Here is a 20,618-nt window from a genome sequence, read left to right on the forward strand (position 1 = left end):
TCGCCGTACGGTGGCGTCATGACTTCAGTTACCTCTCCAGAACCCACGGGGCCGCTGCTGGTCCGGGTCCGCGCGGTGATGCCCGCGCTGGCGCCGGCCGAGCAGCGGGTGGCGAACGCGGTCCTCGCGGACCCGGGCGGAGTGGCGGCGATGACGATCTCCGAACTGGCCGAGGTGGCGTCCACCTCGGAGACCACGGTCATCCGGTTCTGCAAGCAGATCGGCGTCCCCGGCTATCCGCAGCTCCGCCTGCAGTTGGCGGCCCAGTCGGCGACGGAGAACATCCGGCCCGAGGTCGGCGGCGACATCGAGCCGGGTGACTCGCTGGCCGACGTGGTCGGCAAGGTCGCCTTCGCCGACGAGAAGGCCGTCCGGGAGACCGCGCAGCAGCTCGACATCGAGTCGCTGGGCAAGGTCGTCGCCGCGGTCGCCAAGGCGCCGCGGGTCGACCTGTACGGGACCGGCGCGAGCGCCTTCGTCGCGCTCGACCTGCAGCAGAAGCTGCACCGGATCCGCCGGGTCGCGTTCGCCTGGTCCGACGTACACGTCGCGCTGACCAGTGCCGCGCTGCTGGGCGAGGGCGATGTCGCGATCGGCATTTCCCACACCGGTACGACGGCCGAGGTGGTCGAAGCGCTCGAGGAGGCCGCCAAGCACGGCGCCACCACGGTCGCGGTGACCAACTTTCCGCGGTCGCCGCTGGCCCGGACCGCCGATCTTGTGCTCACCACGGCCGCGCGCGAGACGACTTACCGTTCCGGCGCGATGTCCAGCCGGATCGTCCAGTTGATGGTGATCGACTGCCTGTTCATCGGCGTGGCCCAGTCGGTGCTGCCGGACGCCCGGAAAGCGCTCGAGGAGACGGCCACCGCGGTCCGGAGCCACCGGCTGAAGACGTCTGTCAATGATCAACAGAATTGAAAAACCTTCAGTAGAAAACTAACATCATAGCTGTGATCACACCCACGGAGCAGCGCAACCCCAGGACGCTCGCGATCGATGCGGTGGGTACCACCGAGATCCTCCGGCTGGTCAACGCGGAGGATGCGAAGGTGGCCGGCGCGGTCGCCGCGGTGATCCCCGAGCTGGCGCGTGCGGTGGACGCTGCCGTCGAGGCCGTGCGCAACGGCGGTCGCGTGCACTACTTCGGCGCCGGTACGTCCGGGCGGCTCGCGGTGCTCGACGCGGCTGAGCTGCTGCCGACCTTCCACACCCCCGACGACCTGGTGGTCGCCCACCACGCGGGCGGCATGGAGGCGCTGCTGCGCGCGGTCGAGAACGTCGAGGACTCCGAGGAGGGTGGCGCCGCCGACGCCGCCTCAGTGACCGCCCGCGACATCGTCATCGGACTCGCGGCCTCCGGCAGTACGCCGTACGTGGCCGGCGCTCTGAAGGCCGCCCGAGCGGCCGGCGCGACCACGGCCCTGGTGACCTCGAACCCGTCGGCCCCACTGGCGCCGCTGGCCGACATCGTGATCGCCGCGGACACCGGCCCCGAGGCGATCGCCGGCTCCACGCGGTTGAAGGCCGGCACCGCTCAGAAGCTGATTCTGAACAGCTTCTCGACCACCCTGATGATCAAACTCGGCCGTACCTGGTCGAACCTGATGGTCGACATGGTCGCCACCAACCAGAAGCTCCGCGGCCGCATGCTCCGCATCCTGGGCGAGGCCACCGGCGCCGACCCCGAAGCCTGCGTGGCAGCCCTGGCTGAAGCCGACGGGGAGCTGAAGCCCGCCCTCGTCCACCTCCTGACCGGCTCCCCGATCCCGGAGGCCCGCCGAGCCCTGTCCCAGGCAGGCGGCCGGGTAGCCGTCGCCCTCGGACTGCTCAGCGCGTCTGCCTGAGCCTTTTGCCGGGGGCAACCGGGCAGTAGTGGCGGGAAATCTGAGAAATTTCTGCTGCCCTGGTTGTGGAACAGTGCGGAATTCAAGGGATTGAATTCGGCGGGGGGAACCCTTCGCGGGCCGGCCTTTGATCGTGAAAGCTAACCGGTCGCGGGTTTGATACCGGTTTTTGGCTTAGTCGGGTGTTTGATTTTTGTGGACCGCAAAACGGAGCAGCATGGCTGATCCGGGAGCGAAAGAAAAGCGATCTCGGCCACATCGCGAAGGGTAGCCTTTCCATCACTTTGGGTCCGTAGACCGACCGCGTGATCGTGTCGTATCGTCACGTCATCGCCAAGCCTTGGTGGGGGCTCTGGTGCTCTGAATCCTTTGTGTTCAAGGCAACCTCGGAGCTCGGATGACCATGGACGGTACTGTCGTGGTGCCCGGAACCACTATGGGCGCCCAGTGGGTCGATGAGGTGCTGCTGGCCGGTGAGGCCAGTGACATCTGCTTGCGACTCCCCACCCCAATTGATCGCGGAATGCTGCGCCGGATGGTGCTGGAACGGCAGACCGAATTAGCCGAATCGGGTTTGCGCCCGGGCGGTGCCGCCGCATTGCGGTTACCCCCGTCAATGGCATTTGTGACGCATTTGCTGGCGGTCTGGCGGCTCGGTGGGCAGGCGATCCTGCTGGACCACCGGCTGACCGACTACGAGGTGCGCCGGGCGGTCGAGCGGCTGGTTCCGCAGGTGGTGGTGTCGCCGGACGGGCCGGTCGCGGCCGGGTTGCGCACGTTCGTGGACGTCGAGACGGCCGTCGCCAGCTACTCGGGGCACCCGGCCGGCACCTCGCATGCCGTCGTCCAGCTCAGTTCCGGCTCGACCGGGCCGTCGAAGGTGATCGGACGGACCGCCGAGGACCTGATCGAGGAGGTTCACCGGTACACCCGGATCGACGGCGTACCGGTGCGCGGCGAGCGGGTGATCCTGCTGCCGTCGATGGTGCATGTGCTCGGTCTCGTGGGTGGGTTGATGTATTGCCTGCACGCTGGCGTCGAGCTGGTCCCGCCCGCGCGGCTGACCGGCGATGCCATCGTCGCGGCGATCGCGAGCGGCAAGAGCCCGGCGACGGTGCTCGGGGTGCCGTTCCACATCGGCTTGCTTGCCTCGGTCAACGAGCCGCCGCGGTTGCCGCAGTTCAAGCGGATGACGACCGGCGGCGAGCTGGTGCCGACGGCGGTCTCGGGCGCTTTCGAGGACAAGTACGGGGTGCCGCTCGGCAACATGTACGGGATGACCGAGGTCGGGGTGATCGGCACCGATCTGTTCGGCGCGCATCGGCCGGCGATCCGGCCGGCGCCGGGGATCGAGGTACGGGTCGTCGACGGGGAGCTGCACATCCGCCGGCCGGAGTCGCCGTACCTGGGGTTGTCGGATCCGGCTCGCTGGGCCGACGGATGGTTGCGGACCAAGGACGCGGGCGTGATCGACCCGGACACCGGCCTGGTGTCGATCAAGGGGCGGCTGGACTCGCAGGTGTCGGTCGGTGGGCTGAAGGTCGACCTGACCGAGGTCGAGTACACGATGAACACGCTGCGCGGCGTGGAGGCGGCGGTGGTCGTCCACGACGGGTCGATCACGGCGTACGTGCAGCTCAACGAGCAACGCGACGTGGCGCGGATCGAGGCCGATCTGGCGCAACTGCTGGCGTCGTACAAGCGCCCCCGCAGTGTCCGGGTGCTCGCTCAGTTGCCCCGGACAACCACCGGAAAGCTCGTCCGCGACACCGCGGTACTCCGCAAAGCGGCCCCGTGATGTTCACACACCTCGACGGCCGGAGTACCGACCGGCACGACAACAGCCACGACCGCGTCGGCTCGCACCGGAAGGTGCACCACGACGAGGTGCCCCTCGGAAGCAACAAGTCCACCAACCAGCGGAGCACGCGGCTCGCGGGCGGTGGGGGTGGGCAGCGGCCCAGCGATGGTGGGCGGCAGCGGGCCGGGGACGGTGGGGGGCGGCATCTGGCGGCTCAGGCCGGTGTTGCGGAGGCCGGTGCCGAGGGCCTTGCCTACCGCTTCCTTTGCCGTCCAGAGGTGCAGGAATGCCTCGAGTTCTTCGGGCTGGACGCTCATCCAGGCGAGCTCGGCCGGGGTGAACCAGCGCCGGGCCAGGGCGGTGACGGCTCGGGGGTAGCGGTCTTCGAGGTCTATGCCGACTGGGCCCGACAGGCCGGCGGCGACGGCGACCAGCCGGTCGGTGTGGCTGAGGCTCACCGCGAGCGGGTCGACGTGGGGAGCGCCGGCGGCGTCGTGCCGCAGTACCGGGGCGCCCTTGAAGCCGGTGTCGGTGTCGGTGAGCAGGGTGGTGGCGAGGTCGAGGAGGAGGGCGTGGGCGGCGGAGCGGTGGTCGCGCGCGACGGGTTTCAGCCAGACGTGCACGGGGGCCAGATCGGTGCCCGGACGCTGAATCACAGGAAGAAGGTATCCCGATGAGGCAAGAGGTTCGCGAGTTCGTCCTCGCGCAGCTGCAGGACATGAACTACGACGTCGAGGGCATCGACGACGACACGACGCTCGGCCCGGCCGGCGTCGACCTGGAGTCGCTGGCGCTGGCCGACCTGTCGGTCCGGGTCGAGGACAAGTTCGGCGTCCGGTTCTCCGACGACGAGTCCGAGGAGCTGGCCCTGATGACCGTCGGCGAGTTCACCACCGCGGTGGCCGGCCGGGTAGCGCAGCAGGTCTGATGAGCAGCGTTCCCCAGCCGTCGACCCAACCCGCGGACCTGCCCCCGCCCGGCCGGGCCGAGATCGTCGACTGGCTGGCAGCGCTGGGCGAGCGCCAGCCTGGCGAGGTCCGGGAGCGGATCGACTCGATGGAGCTCGCCTGGCTCGTGCATCAGGTCGAGCAGCGCTACGAGCTGGAGCTGGACGACGACCAGCTGGACCGGATCAAGACCATCGACGACGCCGTCACCGTGCTCGCGGAAGCCCTGAAGACTCATGTCTGATCAGGTCTCCGTCACGGGCTTCTCCGTCCTGAGCGCGCTCGGCCGTGGTGCCGAGGCGCAACTGGCCGCGGCCCTTCCCGGTGCGGCCGCCTTCGGTGAGGTACGGCGGTTCGACACCTCGAATCGCCGGGTGACCCGGGCGGCGACGGCTGCCGACGCCCGGTCGCTGGAGGAAGAACTGCTCGACGCGGTCATCGACGCCTGCGCCGACGCCGGCCTGACCGCGGCCCAGCGGGCGACGACGCCGTTGTTCCTCGCGGTCCACGGTCGGGCCGGCGTCCGCGGGCTGGCCAGCAGGGCCGCGAAGATCTACACCAGCGCGTGCGTCTCAGCCAGTACTGCGGTCGCTGACGCGGCCGCGCTGATCCGCTACGGCTACGCGGAGCGGATCGTCGTGGCGGCGGGTTACCTGGTCGAGCCGGACCAGTTCGCCCTGTTCGACGCGGGCCGGGCCTTGTCGGACGACAGTACGGTCCGGCCGTTCAGCCTCGATCGCAGAGGACTCCTGCTCGGCGACGCTGTCGTCGCGGTCGTTCTGCAAAGGGGAGAAGGCAAGGCGGAGATCGCCGGTTGGGGACGAGCCGGCGATGCGCATCACCCGTGTCAGCCTGCGCCGGACGGTCAGGGGCTGGCGGCGGCTATCGAGGCCGCGCTGCGCAAGGCGGATCTGCCGTCGGACGTGGTCGGGTACATCAACGCGAACGCCACCGGGACGATCTTCAGCGACGCCTCGGAGGCAGCCGCGATCCGGTCGGTGTTCCCGATGGATGTTCCGGTCAGCTCGACGAAGTCGGTGCACGGGCATGCGCTGGAGGCGTCGGGGTTGCTCGAGTTGGTGATGACGGTGCTGGCGTTGCGGGCCGGGAAGCTTCCGGTCAATGCAGGGTTCACCGTCGCCGATCCGATGTGCCCGCTCGACCTGATCGTCGATGCGCCGCGGCCCGCGACAGCGCAGTACGGGCTGACACTGAACGCAGCCTTCGGCGGCGCGAACACGGCTTTGCTGGTGCGTGCTGGATGAACCACCTGATCGAGATTCCCGAACTCCGCGTGATCACCGACAGCCACTGGCCGGAGGCGGGCGACGACGCGCAGGCAGGTCCGCCGGTACTGCCCGGCTTCATCGGCTCGACGTTCAGTCCGTTGGCCGCGGTCGTCGCCGATCGCTGCCTGCAGTCCCTGTACGGCGAAGTGCCGGTGAAACAAGGGGAGAACGTCGGCATCGTGCTGGTCAGCCGGACGGGGGACCGGGCCTCGGCCGAGCAGGTCCGGCAACTCGTTGCTGATGGCAAGCGAGTCGGACCGTTGTACTTCTTCCAGTCGGTCCCGAACAGCGTGGCCGGGTACGTCGCGGCGCGTTGGGGACTGCACGGGCCGGTCGTCTGTCTGAGTCCGGCAGGTGATGCGAGGCAGACCGGCTTCGACCAGGCCGCGCTGCTGATCGCGGACGGGGACGCGGACCAGGTGCTGATCGTGCTCGTGGAACAAGCAAGTCAGGGCGACACCGCCGTCGCCCTGCTGGTGAGTGGGGGAGAACCTTCATGAAGAGTCTGAGAGCAGCACTCGCCGCGGATCCGGGCATCGGAGCCGGCAACGTGCTGGCGACGGTGATCGCGCACGGCGCCGACCTGAGTGGGCCGGGGTTGACCTTCGACACGGCTGTCGACGACTTCCCGGCTGAGCATCCGCTGACGCTCGGCGAACTCGACGAGCGGGTGCAGGCCCGTACTGCGTGGCTGCACGGGCGCGGGATCGGGCGGCGGGACGTCGTCGCGATCTGGGCGACCGAGGCTGCCGACATCGTGCTGAGCTTCCTTGCGCTGACTCGGATCGGGGCGATCCCCGCGTTGCTGAACGGGAAGATGGCGCCGGCGATCGCCGAGGAGTACATCCGGCGCTTGCGGGTGACCGGGGTGCTGGTCGACGAGGCGCACAGTGGGTTGTTGCAGGAGGCATCGATCCTGGGAGCTCCGCGGGAGCTCGGTACCGGGGATCCGGCGCTGGCGCCGGCGGCGTACCGGCATCATCAGGACGATCCGGTGGTGATCACGCACACCTCCGGTACGACCGGAGTGCCGAAGGCGGTGCTGCACAGCCACAAGACTCTGTACGCCGCGTTGAAGCACCTGCTGACGATGCCGCAGTCGCAGGGGACCGACCGGATTCTGAACGCGCTGCCGATCCCGCATACCGCGACGATCCTGATGGTCAACCAGGTGCTCGGCAACCGGGCGGAGATGTTGCTGCTGTCGACGCAGGACGCTTCGACGGTGCTGGCGCAGATCGAACGGTGGAAGCCGCATGGTGTCTACGGATTCGCTGTCACCTGGGCCGGGCTGGCTCGGGAGGACTTGAGCAAGCACGATCTGGACTCGGTCCGGATGTGGTTCAACACCGGTGACTGCGCGCATGAGCCGCACATCCGCAAACTCGTTGCTGCCGGCACCCGTGAGACGGTCACCCGCTCCGGGCGGACGACTGTTCGTGGATCGCACTTCGTCGATGGGCTGGGGTCGAGCGAGATGGGGCACAACGGGTTCCACATCACGCACACCATCGACTCCGATCACTACGGGCGGTGCATCGGCAAGCCGTACCAGTTCGCCTCGGCGACGGTGCTCGACGCAGCCGGCGAAGAGCTTCCGCCTGGCAAGGTCGGGCTGCTCGGCTTCCGCTCGCCGTCGGTGTCTCCGGGCTACTGGAACGACTCGGTCAACACCTACAAGTTCCGTCTCAACGGCTGGTTCCTGACGGGTGACCTGGTTTATCGCGACGAGACCGGTCATTACTTCCACCTCGACCGGGTGCCCGACGCCGTCGCCGGCTTCGACGGTCCGCAGCTCTACACCTCGATGTCGGAGGAACGCATCCTCGCCGCTCTCCCCGAGATCCAGGACTGCACGGTGATCATCGTCCAGGAAGACGGCCAGTTCCTCACCGACGTCCTGCTCGAGGTCCCGGCCGACGCCGACCCGATCAAGGAACGCGACGAGCGGATCCTCGCAGCGGTAGGCGAAGAGGTGGCAAGCACCATCCGCCGCATCCATGTGGTCGGCGAAGACGAGGTCCCGGTCACGGTCACAGGCAAGGTCCGCAAGGTCGCCCTCCGAACGGACCGTCTCAAGGCAACGACCGCAGAAGGCAACGGCGCTTCGCCGGAAACTCCTTTTGCTGGTGAAACCAGCGGCGTCTTGCAGGGCGCGGCTGCTGGGGACGCCAGTGGAGCGGGAGGCGGGCGATGAGCGCCGTGACGATCACCGGGATGGGGCTCTTGACGCCCGTCGGGCGTGGGGTCGACGACGTCTTCGGGGCTTTGTTGCATGGGCGGTCTGGGATCAGTCGGCCTGCTGCTGATCATCCGGTGGTGGATTCGGTGGAGTTGGCGGGGTTTTTGCCGGAGTTCGATGCCGGGCGGATCGCGAGTGGGCCGGACGGGAAGGTGATGGATCGGACCGTGATACTCGCGCAGCTGACGGCTGAGGAGGCGTTGGCTGATGCGGGGCTGGTGGTGGGGGAGAACGTCGCGGCTGAGCGGATCGGCGTCATCATCGGGGGCGTCGGCGGGATGGCGACGCTGGAGAAGCAGGTGCTGGCCAGGGCTGAGCGGGGGCGGGCCGCGGTCAGTCCGTATCTGCTGACCGGGATTCTGCCGAACATGCCGGCCGCCCGGGTGGCGATCCGGTTCGGCATCCGGGGATACACCTCGTCGGTTGGTACGGCGTGTGCCTCCGGCGCGCAGGCGATCGCAGATGGCGTCCGCCTGATCCGCAGCGGCGAGCTGGACGTGGTGATCTGCGGGGCGAGTGAGGCACCGCTGTTCCCGACGTTCGCCGAGACCTTCGCCAACGCCCGGGCGCTGGCGCGCGGGTGGGACGACCCGACCGAAGCCAGTCGGCCGTTCGACCTGCGCAGGAACGGGTTCGTACTGTCCGAAGGGGCAGCCCTGCTGGTACTTGAGAGCGCCGACCATGCCGACAAGCGCGGCGCCCGTGGGTACGCCGACGTCGCGGGGTATGGCGTCAACGCCGACGCCCACCACCCGACGGCGCCGCGCCCGGACGGTACCGGCGCAGCCGCCTGCATGCGACTGGCCTTTGCCAGCGGCAACATCACCCCGGAGCGAGTCGGCTACGTCAACGCCCACGGCACCAGCACGAAGCTCGGTGACGTCGCCGAGTCGACGGCGATCGGCCTTGCCTTCAAGGGATCCAGCCCGGCCGTGAGCTCCACCAAGGCGCTCACCGGCCACATGCTCGGTACGTCGGGAGTCGTCGAAGCGGCCGCCAGCGCGATGGCGATCAGCACGGGGTTGCTGCCGCCGACGTACAACCTCGATGACCCCGATCCGGCCTGCCCGCTGGATCACGTCCGCAAGGAGCCGCGCGAGGCGCGTCCGGAGTACACGCTGTCGAACTCGTTCGGGTTCGGCGGCCAGAACGTCAGCCTGCTGTTCGGTCCTCCGAGCACAGACATCAAGAGTGAGGGGAAGGTCTGGTGATGGAGATCTACGGGATCGACCACGTGGAGATGTACGTGGGCGACGCCAAGCAGGCGGCGTTCTACCTGGCGCACGCCTTCGGCCTGCAGGTGCACGGTCAGGGGGGACCGGAGACCGGGCTGGCCGGCCAGCGTTCGCTGCTGCTGCGGGAGAGCGCCGTACAGATCGTGTTGACCTCGGGGCTGGCCGCCACCCACCCCGCGGCGGAGTACGTCCAGCGGCACGGTGACGGCGTCGCCGTGGTGGGCATCGAGGTGGACAACGCCTCGGTCGCCTACACCGAACTGCTGGCCCGCGGTGCCGAGTCGGTGAGCGAGCCGTCGACGTACACCGATGAGCAGGAGACCACCGTCGTGATCGCGGAGGTGGCCGGCTTCGGCGATGTGATCCACCGGCTGGTCGAGCGGCACGGACCGCGGCGGGAGTTCCTGCCGGGCGCGTTCACCATCACCGAGCCGTCAACAGGCCCGGACGAGAAGCTGTTCAGCGAGATCGACCACCTGGCGATCTGCGTGCCGTCCGGCCAGTTGAAGCCGACCGTCGCGTTCTACGAAAACGTCTTCGGCTTCCTGCCGATCTTCGACGAGTACATCGAGGTGGCCGGCCAGGGGATGGAGTCGACCGTCGTCCAGAGCCCGTCCAAGCACGTGACGTTCACGCTGATCGAGCCCGATCCGAACCGCCGGCCAGGGCAGATCAACGACTTCCTCACCTGGCACGCGGGCGCCGGGGTGCAGCACATCGCCTTGCGGACCAGCGACATCGTCGAGGCGGTCGGCACGCTGAAGGAGCGCGGGGTCAACTTCCTCGCCTCGCCGTCGGCGTACTACAAGGCGTTGCCGGACCGGGTCGGTGAGGTCGAGACGCCGATCGCGGACCTGGAGGAGCTCGGCATCCTGGTCGACAAGGACCACTGGGGTCAGCTGCTGCAGATCTTCACCGAGTCGATGCACGTCCGCCGGACGCTGTTCCTGGAGATCATCGAGCGGCGCGGCGCGATGACGTTCGGCAGCGGCAACATCAAGGCCCTGTACGAAGCGAAGGAGCGCGAGCTGCAGGGGGTTGAGGTATGACCATGCTCGAATTCACCTTGTCTGCAGAGGAAATCGACCTGCTGCCGTCCGACGAGGACGTCGCGTTCTACCAGGAGCACGGTTGGTACCTGTCGAAGAAGCTGCTCACCGACGAAGAGACCGACGAGCTGGTCGACGCCAGCGAGCGGTACTACGCCGGCGAACGCGACCGCAATCTCCCCGTCGCGCCGCCCAAGCTCGCGTACTGGGATCCGTCCAAGGGCGACGTCCAGCGGCACAACGACTACGTGCACTACGAGCACGACGGTCTGGCGAAGATCCTGAGCAAGCCGTTGATCGGCGCGGTCGCCGCCCGGCTCGCGCAGGTCGACGAGATCCGGATCTTCCAGTCCACGCTGATCTACAAACCGCCGATCGTGGGCGAGCCGTCGAACATCGTGCCCTGGCACTTCGACAAGCACTACTGGTCGTCCTCGTCGTCGGACCGGATGCTGACCGCGTTCATCCCGTTCCACGACTGCCCGCCCGAGATGGGCACGATCACGATGGTCGACGGCAGTCACCGGTGGAAGGAGATCGGCAGCGACGACACCGTCGTGCGGCACTTCGCCGACCGGGACAAGTCCCAGCTCGACCAGATGCTGATCGAGAACGCGCGGTACAACGGCGTCGAGGTGGTCAAGCTGCCGATCACCATCCCGCGCGGCCACATGAACTTCCACCACTGCCGGACGTACCACGGCAGCGGCGCGAACATCAGCGACCGTCCGCGCCGGGCGATCTCGCTGCACCTGCAGGACGGCGGCAACTCCTACCGGGAGTTCCCGCTCTCCGACGGCACCCTCGCGGCGTACAACCACGACGCGCTGGTCCGCCGGACCGAGGACGGCAGGCCCGACTACGCCGACCCCGACTTCTGCCCGACCCTCTGGGCCAACCGCTAACCAAGGAGAACGCCATGTCCCGTTACGACTGGGGTCAGACCCACCCCGGCATCGAGCAGTTGGAGAAGGCCGTCTCCGAGGCCCGCGACAAGGTCGTCCAGCACCCGCTCTACGCCAACCTGGACACGCACGAGTCGCTCGTCACGTTCATGGAGCACCACGTCTTCGCCGTCTGGGACTTCATGTCGCTGCTCAAGTCGCTGCAGCGCGAGCTGACCTGCGTGACGGTGCCGTGGATCCCGACCGAGCACCGCAGCAGCCGCCGGCTGATCAACGACATCGTGATGGTCGAGGAGAGCGACGAGCTGGGTGGTGACGACGGCAAGCCTGCGTTCATCAGCCACTTCGAGCTGTACGTCGACGGCATGCACGAAGCCGGCGCTGATACGAGTGCGATCGACAAGCTGGTCGGCCTGCTCCGCGACGGCGGCCAGGTGGTCGAGTCGCTCGCGGCGGCCGGCGTACCGCAGGCTTCGATCGACTTCGCCGGTACCACCTGGGCCATCATCGAGAGCGCACCGGTGCACTGCCAGGCGGCCGCCTTCGCGTTCGGTCGCGAGGATCTGATCCCGGACATGTTCACCCAGGTCGTCGCGGTGAACGAGCGGTCGAAGAAGCTGAACACCTTCGTCGACTACCTGGAACGGCACATCGAGGTGGACGGCGAGTTCCACACCCCGATGGCGATGCAGATGGTCGCCGACCTGTGCGGCGACGACCAGGACAAGTGGGATGCCTGCGCGGACACCATCAACACCGCGCTCGCCGCCCGCGCCCGGCTCTGGGACGCCATCCTCGCCGCGGTGAAGGGCTGAATCCTTTGTCGACCATCGATCTCTACCGGACGGTGCGGCTGATCCGCCGCTTCGAGGAGCGTGCGATCGAGTTCGTCCGGTCCGGCGAGATCGTCGGCGGCATTCACCCGTACGTCGGTCAGGAGGCGATCGCCGCCGGGGTGTGCGCCGCTTTGCGGGCGGACGACCTGATCACCAGCACGCATCGCGGGCACGGCCACGTGCTGGCCAAGGGGGTGAACCCGGCGCGGATGTTCGCCGAGCTGATGGGCCGGGAGTCGGGGCTGAACAAGGGGCGCGGCGGTTCGATGCACGCGGCCGACTTCAGCCTCGGCATCCTCGGGGCGAACGCCATCGTGGGCGCGGCCGGCTCGATCGCGACCGGCGCGGCCTGGGCGCACCGCAGGCTGGGCAGGTCGACGGTCGCGGTCACCTTCTTCGGCGACGGTGCGGTCAACGAAGGAATGTTGCTCGAGGCATTCAACCTGGCCGCGCTCTGGAGCGTGCCGGTGGTGTTCGTCTGCGAGAACAACGGCTACGCCACGACGATGCCGGTGGACTCCGCGGTCGCCGGCAGCATCACCGGCCGGGCGAAGGCGTTCGGTATGCCCGCCTTCACGATCGACGGTCAGGATCCGGAGAAGGTGCTGGCGGCAACGACCGCTGCCGTCGAGCGGGCCCGGGCGGGCAAGGGGCCGACCTTTCTCGAGTGCACGACGTACCGGTTCGACGCGCACCATACGTTCGAGCACCGGGCGCGGCTCAACTACCGCTCGAACGAGGAGCTCGCCGCCGGGTGGTTGCGGGATCCGGTGGAGATCCAGGGCGCCCGGCTGTCCGCGGACGACCGGGCGGCCGTCGACACCGAGATCGAGGCGCTGCTCGACGCGGCGGCCGGAATCGCGCTGGGCAGCGCCCATCCCGATCCGGAGGCGGCTCTGCAGTATCTCTACGCGTCGCCGGAGGTGTTCAGCTGATGCCCAAACTGTCCTATCTGAAGGCGCTCAACCGCGCGCTCGGCGACGAACTCGAGGCCGACGAGCGCGTCTTCGTGCTCGGTGAGGATGTGCGGGTCGCGGCCTCGAACCTGACCGCCGGGTTGTTCGGCCGGTTCGGTCCGGAGCGGGTGATCGACACTCCGCTGTCTGAGCAGGCCTTCACCAACTTCGCGACCGGCGCCGCGCTGGCTGGACTGCGGCCGGTGATCGAGTTCCAGATCCCGTCGCTGCTCTTCCTGGTCTTCGAGCAGATCGCGAACCAGGCGCACAAGCTGTCGCTGATGTCCGGCGGGCAGTGCAAGGTGCCGGTGACATACGTCGTACCGGGCTCAGGCTCGCGTACTGGGTGGGCCGGTCAGCATTCCGACCACCCCTACAGTCTGTTCGCGCATGTCGGGGTGAAGACAGTAGTGCCGGCGACTCCGTCGGATGCCTACGGACTGTTGTTGTCGGCGATCCGCGATGACGACCCGGTGGTCGTCTTTGCGCCGTCGGGAGCACTCGGCTTCCGCGACGATGTCGACTTCTCGACTCTGGCGCCGGTGCCGCTCGGTGTCGGGCGGATCGCGCGGCCCGGTGCGGACGTGACGGTGGTTGCCCTCGGCCACTTGGTGCAGGACGCGCTCGCGGTGGCCGACGAGCTGGCGGGGGAGGCGTCGATCGAGGTTTTCGATCCGCGGACGGTCTATCCGCTGGATGTCGAGGGACTGGCCGCGTCGGTGGCGCGGACCGGGCGACTGGTGGTCATCGACGACTCCAATCGGACGAGCGGGTTCGGGGCCGAAGTACTGGCTGTGGCTGCTGAGCGGTGTGAGCTGGTCGCGCCGCCGCGGCGGGTGACGCGGCCGGATGGGGCTGTGCTGCCGTTCGCGCCGGCGCTCGATCGGGCGGTGCAGCCGGGACGAGACGACTTGGTCGCGGCGATCCGCGGCGTACTGGGGAGGAATGCGACGTGACCGCTCGACCATCGGCCGCCGAGCTCTGGCCGGTTCTGCCGGAACTCGTCCGCGAGAAGTTGCTTGCCTATGGCCACAAGTACTGGCAGCAGGTCTACGACGACGTCGCGCTGCAGAACCAGAACTGGATCCCGCTCCGCTCGCCGGTCGCGACCCATGCCGGGTTCGCCGAGATGAACCGGATCACCCAACGCGTCGCGCAACTCGTACTGGACGCGTGCCGCCGGCGGGCGCGGACGGCGGGTGAGCTGCGCGCGGTACTGGGGGTTTCGGAGGACCGGATCCAGTTGCTGGACGACAGCGAGCCGCTGACGGGCCGGCTGATCAACGCGATCCGCTCCGACCTGCTGCTGGAACGCGGGGTACCGCGGATGGTCGAGTGCAACGTCGAGAGCGCGCTGGGCGGCGTACTGGATGCCGATGGCGTGATCAAGCGGTGGATGGAGGTCTATCGCGAGGAGCCCGTCTTCACCGCGATGGGGGCCGCCGCGCCGCCGTCGGCGGTCGATGGGCGGTTCGACGCGATCCGCGCGGACGTCGGGCCGGGCAAGACGACCGGGATGATCTACGCCGCCGGTGGGGGGTACCCGCGGGCGGACGATGCGGAGTACATGATCAACCGGCTGCGGCCGTTCGCCGATCGCGGGCGGGAACTGGGCGTCGATCTGATCGTCTATCCGCTCGAGTGGATCAAGCAGGACGTCGACGGCCGGCTGCTGGCGGGAGACCGGACCCTCGATGCCGTCTGGCGGATGTTCGTGCCGACGTACGACGAGGGATCCGCGGGGATGGCCGCGCTCAGGGCGGCGAACGCGGCGGGCAAGTTCCGGATGTTCCTGCCGTCGGCGGTCTGGTTGCTGAGCAACAAGACGATCTTCGCCTGGCTGTGGGACGACCTCGACGAACTGCCGGAGGAAGACGCCGAGATCGTCCGCGCGCACATTCCGCGGACCTGGCTCTACGGACCCTCGTTGCGGCAGCGGACCCTCGACGAGCGTGAGCGGCTGGTGTTCAAACCCACCGACGACTACGGCGGCCACGGAGTGTTCATCGGGCCGCTGACCTCGCCGGAGGACTGGCAGGCCGCCGTCGACGGGGCCGAGGGGCCGCACCTGATCCAGGAGCTGATCGAGGCGGATCCGCTGACCATGCAGTTCCTCAAGCCGGAGTCGGGCGAAGTGGTCGAGGCGGACGTCTCGTACTGCGTCTCGACGTACCAGTTCGACCGGGTGCCGTCCGGTGGCTTCACCCGCTTCTCGCCGCCCGGTGCGGGTGGCGTCGTCAACCTGACCCAGGGCGCGCTGACCGGCGGCCTGCTACTCGTGAACGTGGGGGAGCACTGATGGAGTTCGACTGGTGTGGCACGTCCTTCGACTACTGGGCGGAGTTGCCGCAGGCAACCAAGGACAAGGTGCTGGCGGCCGGCGCGGAGGACTGGAAGAAGGTCTTCAACGGCGTCCTCACCTTCAACAAGTCGTGGCGTCCGTTGCGGCCGGTGATGATTCACCAGCAGACGTACGACGCGCTCGGCGAGGTGATGGATCGACTGCTCCAACTATTGCTGGAGACCGGGCAGCGGCGGGCGCGGACGGCGGGGGAGTTGCGCAAGCTGCTCGGTACGCCGGACGGCCTGGTCGGCTACCTGGACGACGAGGAGGAGCTCGGCGAGCATCTGATCCAGTCCGGCCGGCCCGACATCCTGATCAGCGGCGGTGTACCGAAGTTCGTCGAGTTCAACGTCGGTAGCGAGGCCGGATGCGTCTGGGACACCGAGCGGGTGTCGACGCGGTTCCTGACGTCGTTCTCCGAGCACGGGCTGACGACGCTCGACGGTGTCTCCGGTCCGGTCGAGGTGCTGGCGCCGCCGTCGCCGGTCGACGGGCGGTACCAGGCGATCATCGACCTCCTCGGGCTCGAGCCGGGCGACCGGTTGACGACGGTACTGCGCACTGAGGGCGAGTACCCGGGCAGTGACAACCTGCCCGCGATCGTCCGGTCGCTCGATCCGTACGTCGAACGCGGTAAGGCTTTCGGGATCGACGGTGACGTCGCGCCGCTGATCTGGCTGGAGACCGACTCTGAGGGTCAACTGTTCAACCAGGGGCGGCCGGTCGAGGCGGTGTTCCGGTTGTTCGTCTGCACCGGCATGCCTGACGTACCGGGTGAGGCGGCGCTTCGGGCCGCGGTCGAGTCGGGGAAGACGAAGCTCTTCACGTCGACCGCGGGGTGGTTGCTGGCGAACAAGATCATGCTGACCTATCTCTGGGACGACATCGACCTGCTCTCGCCGGCGGACCAGGAGTTGGTGCGGCTGCACGTTCCGTGGAGTCGGCTGCTGACCGCATCGATGCTTGACGATGCCGTTGCCCAGCAGGCTTCTCTGGTGTTGAAGCCGGCCGATGAGTACGGCGGTGCCGGAGTACTGGTGGGGCATGAGACCGATCCTGGGGTCTGGAAGGAAGGGCTCGAGGACGCTCTGCGCCAGGGTGGCTTCCTGTTGCAGGACTACGTGCGGCCGGATCGGTTGACGATGGACTTCACGAACATCGACACCGGCGAGGAACTGCAGGTCGAGGTGCCGTACTCGGTGGGGCCGTACACGTTCGGGCGGAAGGCCTACGGGTGCTTCCTGCGGGTCGGGTCGCATGAGCACGGTGAGGTGCTCAACCTGAAGCGCGCGATCCATGTGACCGGGCCGCTGCTGGTGACGACGTGAGTGGTTACGACTGGGCGGGGCGTCCTGGGTTCGATGCCTGGGGCAACTTGTCTGCTGAGGTCCGGGCGGCGGTACTGGCGGCTGGATCTGATGGTTGGCAGACGGTCTTCGACGAGGTCGCGACGTACAACGAGACCTGGAAGCCGCTGCGTCCGGTGCTGATGAGCAAGCCGTGGCTGGAAGAGCTGTATGCGTTGAGCGATCGGATGCTGCAGCTGTTGCTGGAGTGTTGCCGGCGACGGGCCAGTACCGCGGGTGAGCTGCGCAAGTTGCTGGGGATCCCTTCGGGGCGGGTGGAATTTCTCGATGACTCGGAACCGCTGGGGGACCATCTGGCGATGGCTGGGCGGCCGGACATCCTGCTGACCGATGGGGTGCCGAAGTTCGTCGAGTTCAACGTGGGCAGCGATGTGGGGAGCGTGTGGGACTCCGAGAAGGTGTCGGCGCGCTTCCTGGAGCTCTTCCGTACTTCCGGAGTGGCCGCGTTGCTGCCGGTGGAGGCGCCGGCGTCGGCTGTTGATGGGCGGTTCGCGGCGATCCGGTCGACGCTCGGGTTGGAGCCGGGGGCCCGGCTGACGATGGCGTTCCGGACGGATGGCGAGTATCCGGAGTCGCATGATCCGGAGAAGCTGGTCGCGTTGCTGCAGCCGTTCGTGGAGCGTGGGCGGGCGAACGGCTATGACATGGACGTGCAGCCGGTGGACTGGCTGACGCTGGATGCCGATGGGTCGTTGGTGGGGCGTGGACGGCGGGTGGAGGCGATCCTGCGGCTGTTCGTGTGCTCGGAGATGCCGCCGACCGTTGGGTTGCAGGCGATCAAGGATGCGCTTCAGGGTGGTACGGCGTCGCTGTTCACCTCGGCTGCTTCGTGGTTGATCAGCAACAAGCTCGTGTTCGCTTGGTTGTGGGAAGACGCCTTGGATTTGCCTCCGGCGGATGCTGCGCTGGTACGGACGCACTTGCCGCGGACGCGGTTGCTCACGCCTTCGCTGGTGTCGTCGGTGGTTGCCGAGCGGGAGCAGTTGGTGCTGAAGCCCTGTGACGAGTTCGGCGGGTCCGGGGTGGTGGTCGGGCGGGAGGCGTCGGCTGGGGAGTGGCAGGGGCTGGTCGAGCGTGGGGCGGCTGACGGGCTGCATCTGGTGCAGGACTACTCGCGGCCCGACCGGATGGTGATGGACTTCGTGCACCTGACCAGTGGCGAGCACGAGCGGGCGGAGGTGCCGTTCTCGATCGGACCGTACACGTTCGGGCGGCGTGGGTCCGGGTGCTATGTGCGAATCGGCAGCCAGGGCGAGGGGGAGGTCCTCAACCTCAAGCGCAATGTGCACGTCACCGGGTCGCTGTTGCTTGGCGGCGCATGATGTCAGACGGCGTACTCCAGCACTCGTGGGCCGGCCGTGGGGTGGTAGATCGCCTTGCGGGTAAGGCCTGCGGCTGCGGCGACGTCGTCGTACTGCGCGAGGGTGCGCTCACGGCCGTGACCGAGCACGAGCATCAGCAGATCCATACTGGCGAAGACGGCCGGGCTGGCGTCGGACGCCTCACAGACGAGGACCGACCCGCCTTCGTCGAGGGCCTTCCGGCACTTGGCGAGCGCCTCGACCGCTTGCTCGTCCTCGAAGGAGTGCAGGAGGTACCGCAGTACGAACGCATCGGCTCGGGGCAGCTCCAACTCGAAGAGATCCCCTGCGAGGACTGCGCAGCCCACCCCCGCCTCGGTGAAGTGCTGTTGTGCGGTGGTGATACTCGCGGGCAGCTCGACGAGAGTGCCGCGGAGATGCGGAAAGGCGCTGAGCAGGGCGATGAGTTGCGCACCGGTACCACCACCGACATCAACCACATGCTTGAACCGCCCCCAGTTGAGCGCCTGAGCCAGCGCGGGCCCCTCAGCGCGAGCCCGCTCAGCCATCAACTCGTCGTAGGACTCAGCCGCACCCGGACTGAGGCTCATCTTGTTGCCCGCAGCAACGGGCCCACCCGCCCGAACAGTCCCCAGCAACTCGAAGAAGGCACGATCCATGTGCCCACCAAACCCCTCCAAATCCAGCCACTTCCTCGCGGACCCAGGCGCCCCATCCAGCAACCACCGCCCACCGTCACCCAACGCAAACCGACCCCGATCGCCCGACTCCACACCACCGGCCCGCTCCACCCCAGCGCCTTCACCCCGACCCACGCCAGCGCCTTCACCCCGACCCACGCCAGCGCTTTCGTCCCGGCCCGCGGCAGCGCTTTCGTCCCGGCCCGCGGCAGCGCTTTCGTCCCGGCCCGCGGCAGCGCTTTCGTCCCGACCCGCGCGCGGCTGGTCGGCTGCGCCTTCCTTCCGTTCTTCTTCGTCGCTTGCGGACTCGAAGAGTCCGCGGGCGACGAGGTATTGCATGAGCCGGGCGAGGGCGCTGGGATCTGCGCCGGCGCGTGTCGCGAGTGCTGTGGTGGTGAGGGGGCCGTCGGCGAGGTGGTCGGCGAGGTGGAGGGTGGCGGCTACTCGGATTGCCATCGGCATGATCAGGTCGCTCATCGCGGCGAGGTCGGCCGGGCCGGGGGTGGGCTGGCGGTCGGTCATCCGGGTTCTCCTGCGGGTTGTGCGGGTTCTTTGGCTGGGGGTTCTGAGGACTGGCGGTACCTGAGCAGCGGGATCAGCGTCAACGCGAGCAGGACGGCGCCGCCGACGAGGATGGTGGGCTTCAGGCCGGCGTTGGCTGCAGCTACCCCGGCGAGTGCGCTGCCGATGGGGATGCCGGAGACGGCTACCGCTGCGACGACCCCGAAGACCCTCGTCTGCAGCTCGACCGGGATGCGTTCGTACAGGATCGCGCCGACGACCGGATTCACGCTGGCTATTCCGAACCCGGCGCAGAATGTCACCACCAGCACCACCACCAGGCTGTCCGTCAACCCCAGCACCAGGATTCTCGGCGCACCACCGATCGCCGCGCCGATGAAAAAGGAAAGCATCTGCGGAAGCTTCGTCGAGAAGATCGTGAATACCACGTTCCCGGCCAGCGACCCGGCCGCAAAAGTCCCGAGGATTATCCCGATCCTGGTCGGCGACCCAAACATTTCCTGCACCCACAACGGCAGCAATACCGTACTCGCCGCCTGCTGGAAGAAATTGATCAGGAACAACGTCGCGATCATCCCGAGCAGCAGCTTGTCCGTGCGCAGGAAACTGAATCCACCGCGCAATGCCGTCAGGTACGGTTCCTTGGCCGGCGCGACCTCCTCCGGCTCCGGCGCCGGCCGCACCAGCGCCCATACGAGCACCGCCGCTGCAAGGAACGTCCCAGCGTCCAACCAGATCGTGTGCCGCGCCCCGAGCGTCGCCACCAGGATGCCCGCGAGCGGCGCCCCGATCAGCCCCGCAGTGCGGTTCATCGCCTCATACGCGCTGGTCACACGGATCATCGGGATCCCCGACTCCGCCGTCACCGGCCGCAGCAACACGTGCTTGACCCTGTCCCCGACACCCCGCATCCCGCCGCTCACGGCGATCAGCAGCACCAGCTGCCAGAAGCCGAAGTCGGGCGTCGCGGCCACGAAGCCCATCGTCACGGCCGAGCTGAGATCGCACGTGATCGACGTCCGCCGCATCCCGAACCGGTCCGCGATCGGCGCCGCCAGAACACTGGTCAGCAAATACGGAATCATTTCCGCCGCCGCGACCAGCCCCATCTTCGCGGGACTGCCCGTGGTGATCAGCACCAGCCACGGAATGGCGACCACCGAGAACCGGCTGCCGAATGCGGAGAACACATCGGCGGTGAGCAATGCGTAAAGCCCGGCTCGCCGTTTCTGAATCACAGTCTCCCCCATGCTCGTCGCGTCCTCCCCCGAGAATC

The 20,618-nt window shown here is 68.1% G+C and carries 20 protein-coding genes; 17 read left to right on the plus strand and 3 right to left on the minus strand.

Annotation, left to right across the window (positions count from 1 at the left end; translation table 11 throughout):
• The first annotated feature begins 18 nt into the window (after positions 1-18).
• From ACIA12_RS28125 to ACIA12_RS28135, 3 genes are all read left to right on the plus strand, one after another.
• Entirely contained in the window at positions 19-921 is a 903-nt protein-coding gene (locus ACIA12_RS28125; protein ID WP_396370049.1) for a MurR/RpiR family transcriptional regulator, read from the plus strand.
• Between the two features lie 32 nt (positions 922-953).
• Positions 954-1,847, plus strand: a complete 894-nt coding sequence (gene murQ, locus ACIA12_RS28130; protein WP_396370050.1) for an N-acetylmuramic acid 6-phosphate etherase — start codon at positions 954-956, stop codon at positions 1,845-1,847.
• Between the two features lie 436 nt (positions 1,848-2,283).
• Positions 2,284-3,645, plus strand: a complete 1,362-nt coding sequence (locus ACIA12_RS28135) for a class I adenylate-forming enzyme family protein (RefSeq protein WP_396370436.1) — start codon at positions 2,284-2,286, stop codon at positions 3,643-3,645.
• On the opposite strand, the gene ACIA12_RS28140 is transcribed toward ACIA12_RS28135, so the two are convergent.
• A complete protein-coding gene (locus ACIA12_RS28140) occupies positions 3,576-4,304 on the minus strand; it encodes a 4'-phosphopantetheinyl transferase family protein (protein ID WP_396370051.1) in 729 nt (242 codons plus the stop codon). The genes ACIA12_RS28135 and ACIA12_RS28140 overlap by 70 nt on opposite strands.
• Positions 4,305-4,321: 17 nt before the next feature.
• Between ACIA12_RS28140 and ACIA12_RS28145 the strand changes: the two genes are divergently transcribed.
• From ACIA12_RS28145 to ACIA12_RS28210, 14 genes are read left to right on the plus strand one after another with little or no spacing between them, the layout of a single operon-like run.
• Entirely contained in the window at positions 4,322-4,576 is a 255-nt protein-coding gene (locus ACIA12_RS28145; RefSeq protein WP_396370052.1) for an acyl carrier protein, read from the plus strand.
• Complete coding sequence (locus ACIA12_RS28150) at positions 4,576-4,839, plus strand: acyl carrier protein (protein WP_396370053.1); 264 nt, start codon at positions 4,576-4,578, stop codon at positions 4,837-4,839. Before ACIA12_RS28145 ends, ACIA12_RS28150 begins: the two co-directional genes overlap by 1 nt.
• Entirely contained in the window at positions 4,832-5,860 is a 1,029-nt protein-coding gene (locus tag ACIA12_RS28155) for a beta-ketoacyl synthase N-terminal-like domain-containing protein (protein WP_396370054.1), read from the plus strand. The genes ACIA12_RS28150 and ACIA12_RS28155 overlap by 8 nt, the downstream gene beginning before the upstream one ends.
• Positions 5,857-6,384 (plus strand): beta-ketoacyl synthase chain length factor, encoded by a 528-nt coding sequence (locus ACIA12_RS28160; protein ID WP_396370055.1) that lies wholly within the window; start codon positions 5,857-5,859, stop codon positions 6,382-6,384. Before ACIA12_RS28155 ends, ACIA12_RS28160 begins: the two co-directional genes overlap by 4 nt.
• Entirely contained in the window at positions 6,381-8,081 is a 1,701-nt protein-coding gene (locus ACIA12_RS28165) for a class I adenylate-forming enzyme family protein (protein WP_396370056.1), read from the plus strand. The genes ACIA12_RS28160 and ACIA12_RS28165 overlap by 4 nt, the downstream gene beginning before the upstream one ends.
• On the plus strand, positions 8,078-9,337 hold the full coding sequence (locus tag ACIA12_RS28170) for a beta-ketoacyl-[acyl-carrier-protein] synthase family protein (RefSeq protein WP_396370057.1): 1,260 nt from the start codon (positions 8,078-8,080) through the stop codon (positions 9,335-9,337). The genes ACIA12_RS28165 and ACIA12_RS28170 overlap by 4 nt, the downstream gene beginning before the upstream one ends.
• Positions 9,337-10,410 (plus strand): 4-hydroxyphenylpyruvate dioxygenase, encoded by a 1,074-nt coding sequence (hppD, locus tag ACIA12_RS28175; protein ID WP_396370058.1) that lies wholly within the window; start codon positions 9,337-9,339, stop codon positions 10,408-10,410. Before ACIA12_RS28170 ends, hppD begins: the two co-directional genes overlap by 1 nt.
• Entirely contained in the window at positions 10,407-11,315 is a 909-nt protein-coding gene (locus ACIA12_RS28180; protein WP_396370059.1) for a phytanoyl-CoA dioxygenase family protein, read from the plus strand. The genes hppD and ACIA12_RS28180 overlap by 4 nt, the downstream gene beginning before the upstream one ends.
• Before the next feature lie 14 nt (positions 11,316-11,329).
• Positions 11,330-12,130, plus strand: coding sequence for a DUF3050 domain-containing protein (locus ACIA12_RS28185; RefSeq protein ID WP_396370060.1), 801 nt, complete (start codon positions 11,330-11,332; stop codon positions 12,128-12,130).
• Positions 12,131-12,135: 5 nt separating this feature from the next.
• Positions 12,136-13,086: a thiamine pyrophosphate-dependent dehydrogenase E1 component subunit alpha gene (locus ACIA12_RS28190; protein ID WP_396370061.1), complete on the plus strand. Its 951-nt coding sequence runs from the start codon at positions 12,136-12,138 to the stop codon at positions 13,084-13,086.
• On the plus strand, positions 13,086-14,063 hold the full coding sequence (locus ACIA12_RS28195) for an alpha-ketoacid dehydrogenase subunit beta (protein ID WP_396370062.1): 978 nt from the start codon (positions 13,086-13,088) through the stop codon (positions 14,061-14,063). Before ACIA12_RS28190 ends, ACIA12_RS28195 begins: the two co-directional genes overlap by 1 nt.
• A complete protein-coding gene (locus ACIA12_RS28200) occupies positions 14,060-15,406 on the plus strand; it encodes a hypothetical protein (RefSeq protein WP_396370063.1) in 1,347 nt (448 codons plus the stop codon). Before ACIA12_RS28195 ends, ACIA12_RS28200 begins: the two co-directional genes overlap by 4 nt.
• On the plus strand, positions 15,406-16,779 hold the full coding sequence (locus ACIA12_RS28205) for a hypothetical protein (protein WP_396370064.1): 1,374 nt from the start codon (positions 15,406-15,408) through the stop codon (positions 16,777-16,779). Before ACIA12_RS28200 ends, ACIA12_RS28205 begins: the two co-directional genes overlap by 1 nt.
• Positions 16,776-18,140: a hypothetical protein gene (locus ACIA12_RS28210; protein ID WP_396370065.1), complete on the plus strand. Its 1,365-nt coding sequence runs from the start codon at positions 16,776-16,778 to the stop codon at positions 18,138-18,140. Before ACIA12_RS28205 ends, ACIA12_RS28210 begins: the two co-directional genes overlap by 4 nt.
• A 2-nt stretch (positions 18,141-18,142) precedes the next feature.
• On the opposite strand, the gene ACIA12_RS28215 is transcribed toward ACIA12_RS28210, so the two are convergent.
• Together ACIA12_RS28215 and ACIA12_RS28220 are read right to left on the minus strand one after the other, a co-directional pair.
• Entirely contained in the window at positions 18,143-19,342 is a 1,200-nt protein-coding gene (locus ACIA12_RS28215; RefSeq protein ID WP_396370066.1) for a methyltransferase, read from the minus strand.
• Positions 19,339-20,592, minus strand: a complete 1,254-nt coding sequence (locus tag ACIA12_RS28220; protein WP_396370067.1) for an MFS transporter — start codon at positions 20,590-20,592, stop codon at positions 19,339-19,341. The genes ACIA12_RS28215 and ACIA12_RS28220 overlap by 4 nt, the downstream gene beginning before the upstream one ends.
• Positions 20,593-20,618: the final 26 nt, after the last annotated feature.

This window comes from Kribbella sp. NPDC051620, assembly GCF_044453825.1.
Classification (GTDB): domain Bacteria; phylum Actinomycetota; class Actinomycetes; order Propionibacteriales; family Kribbellaceae; genus Kribbella.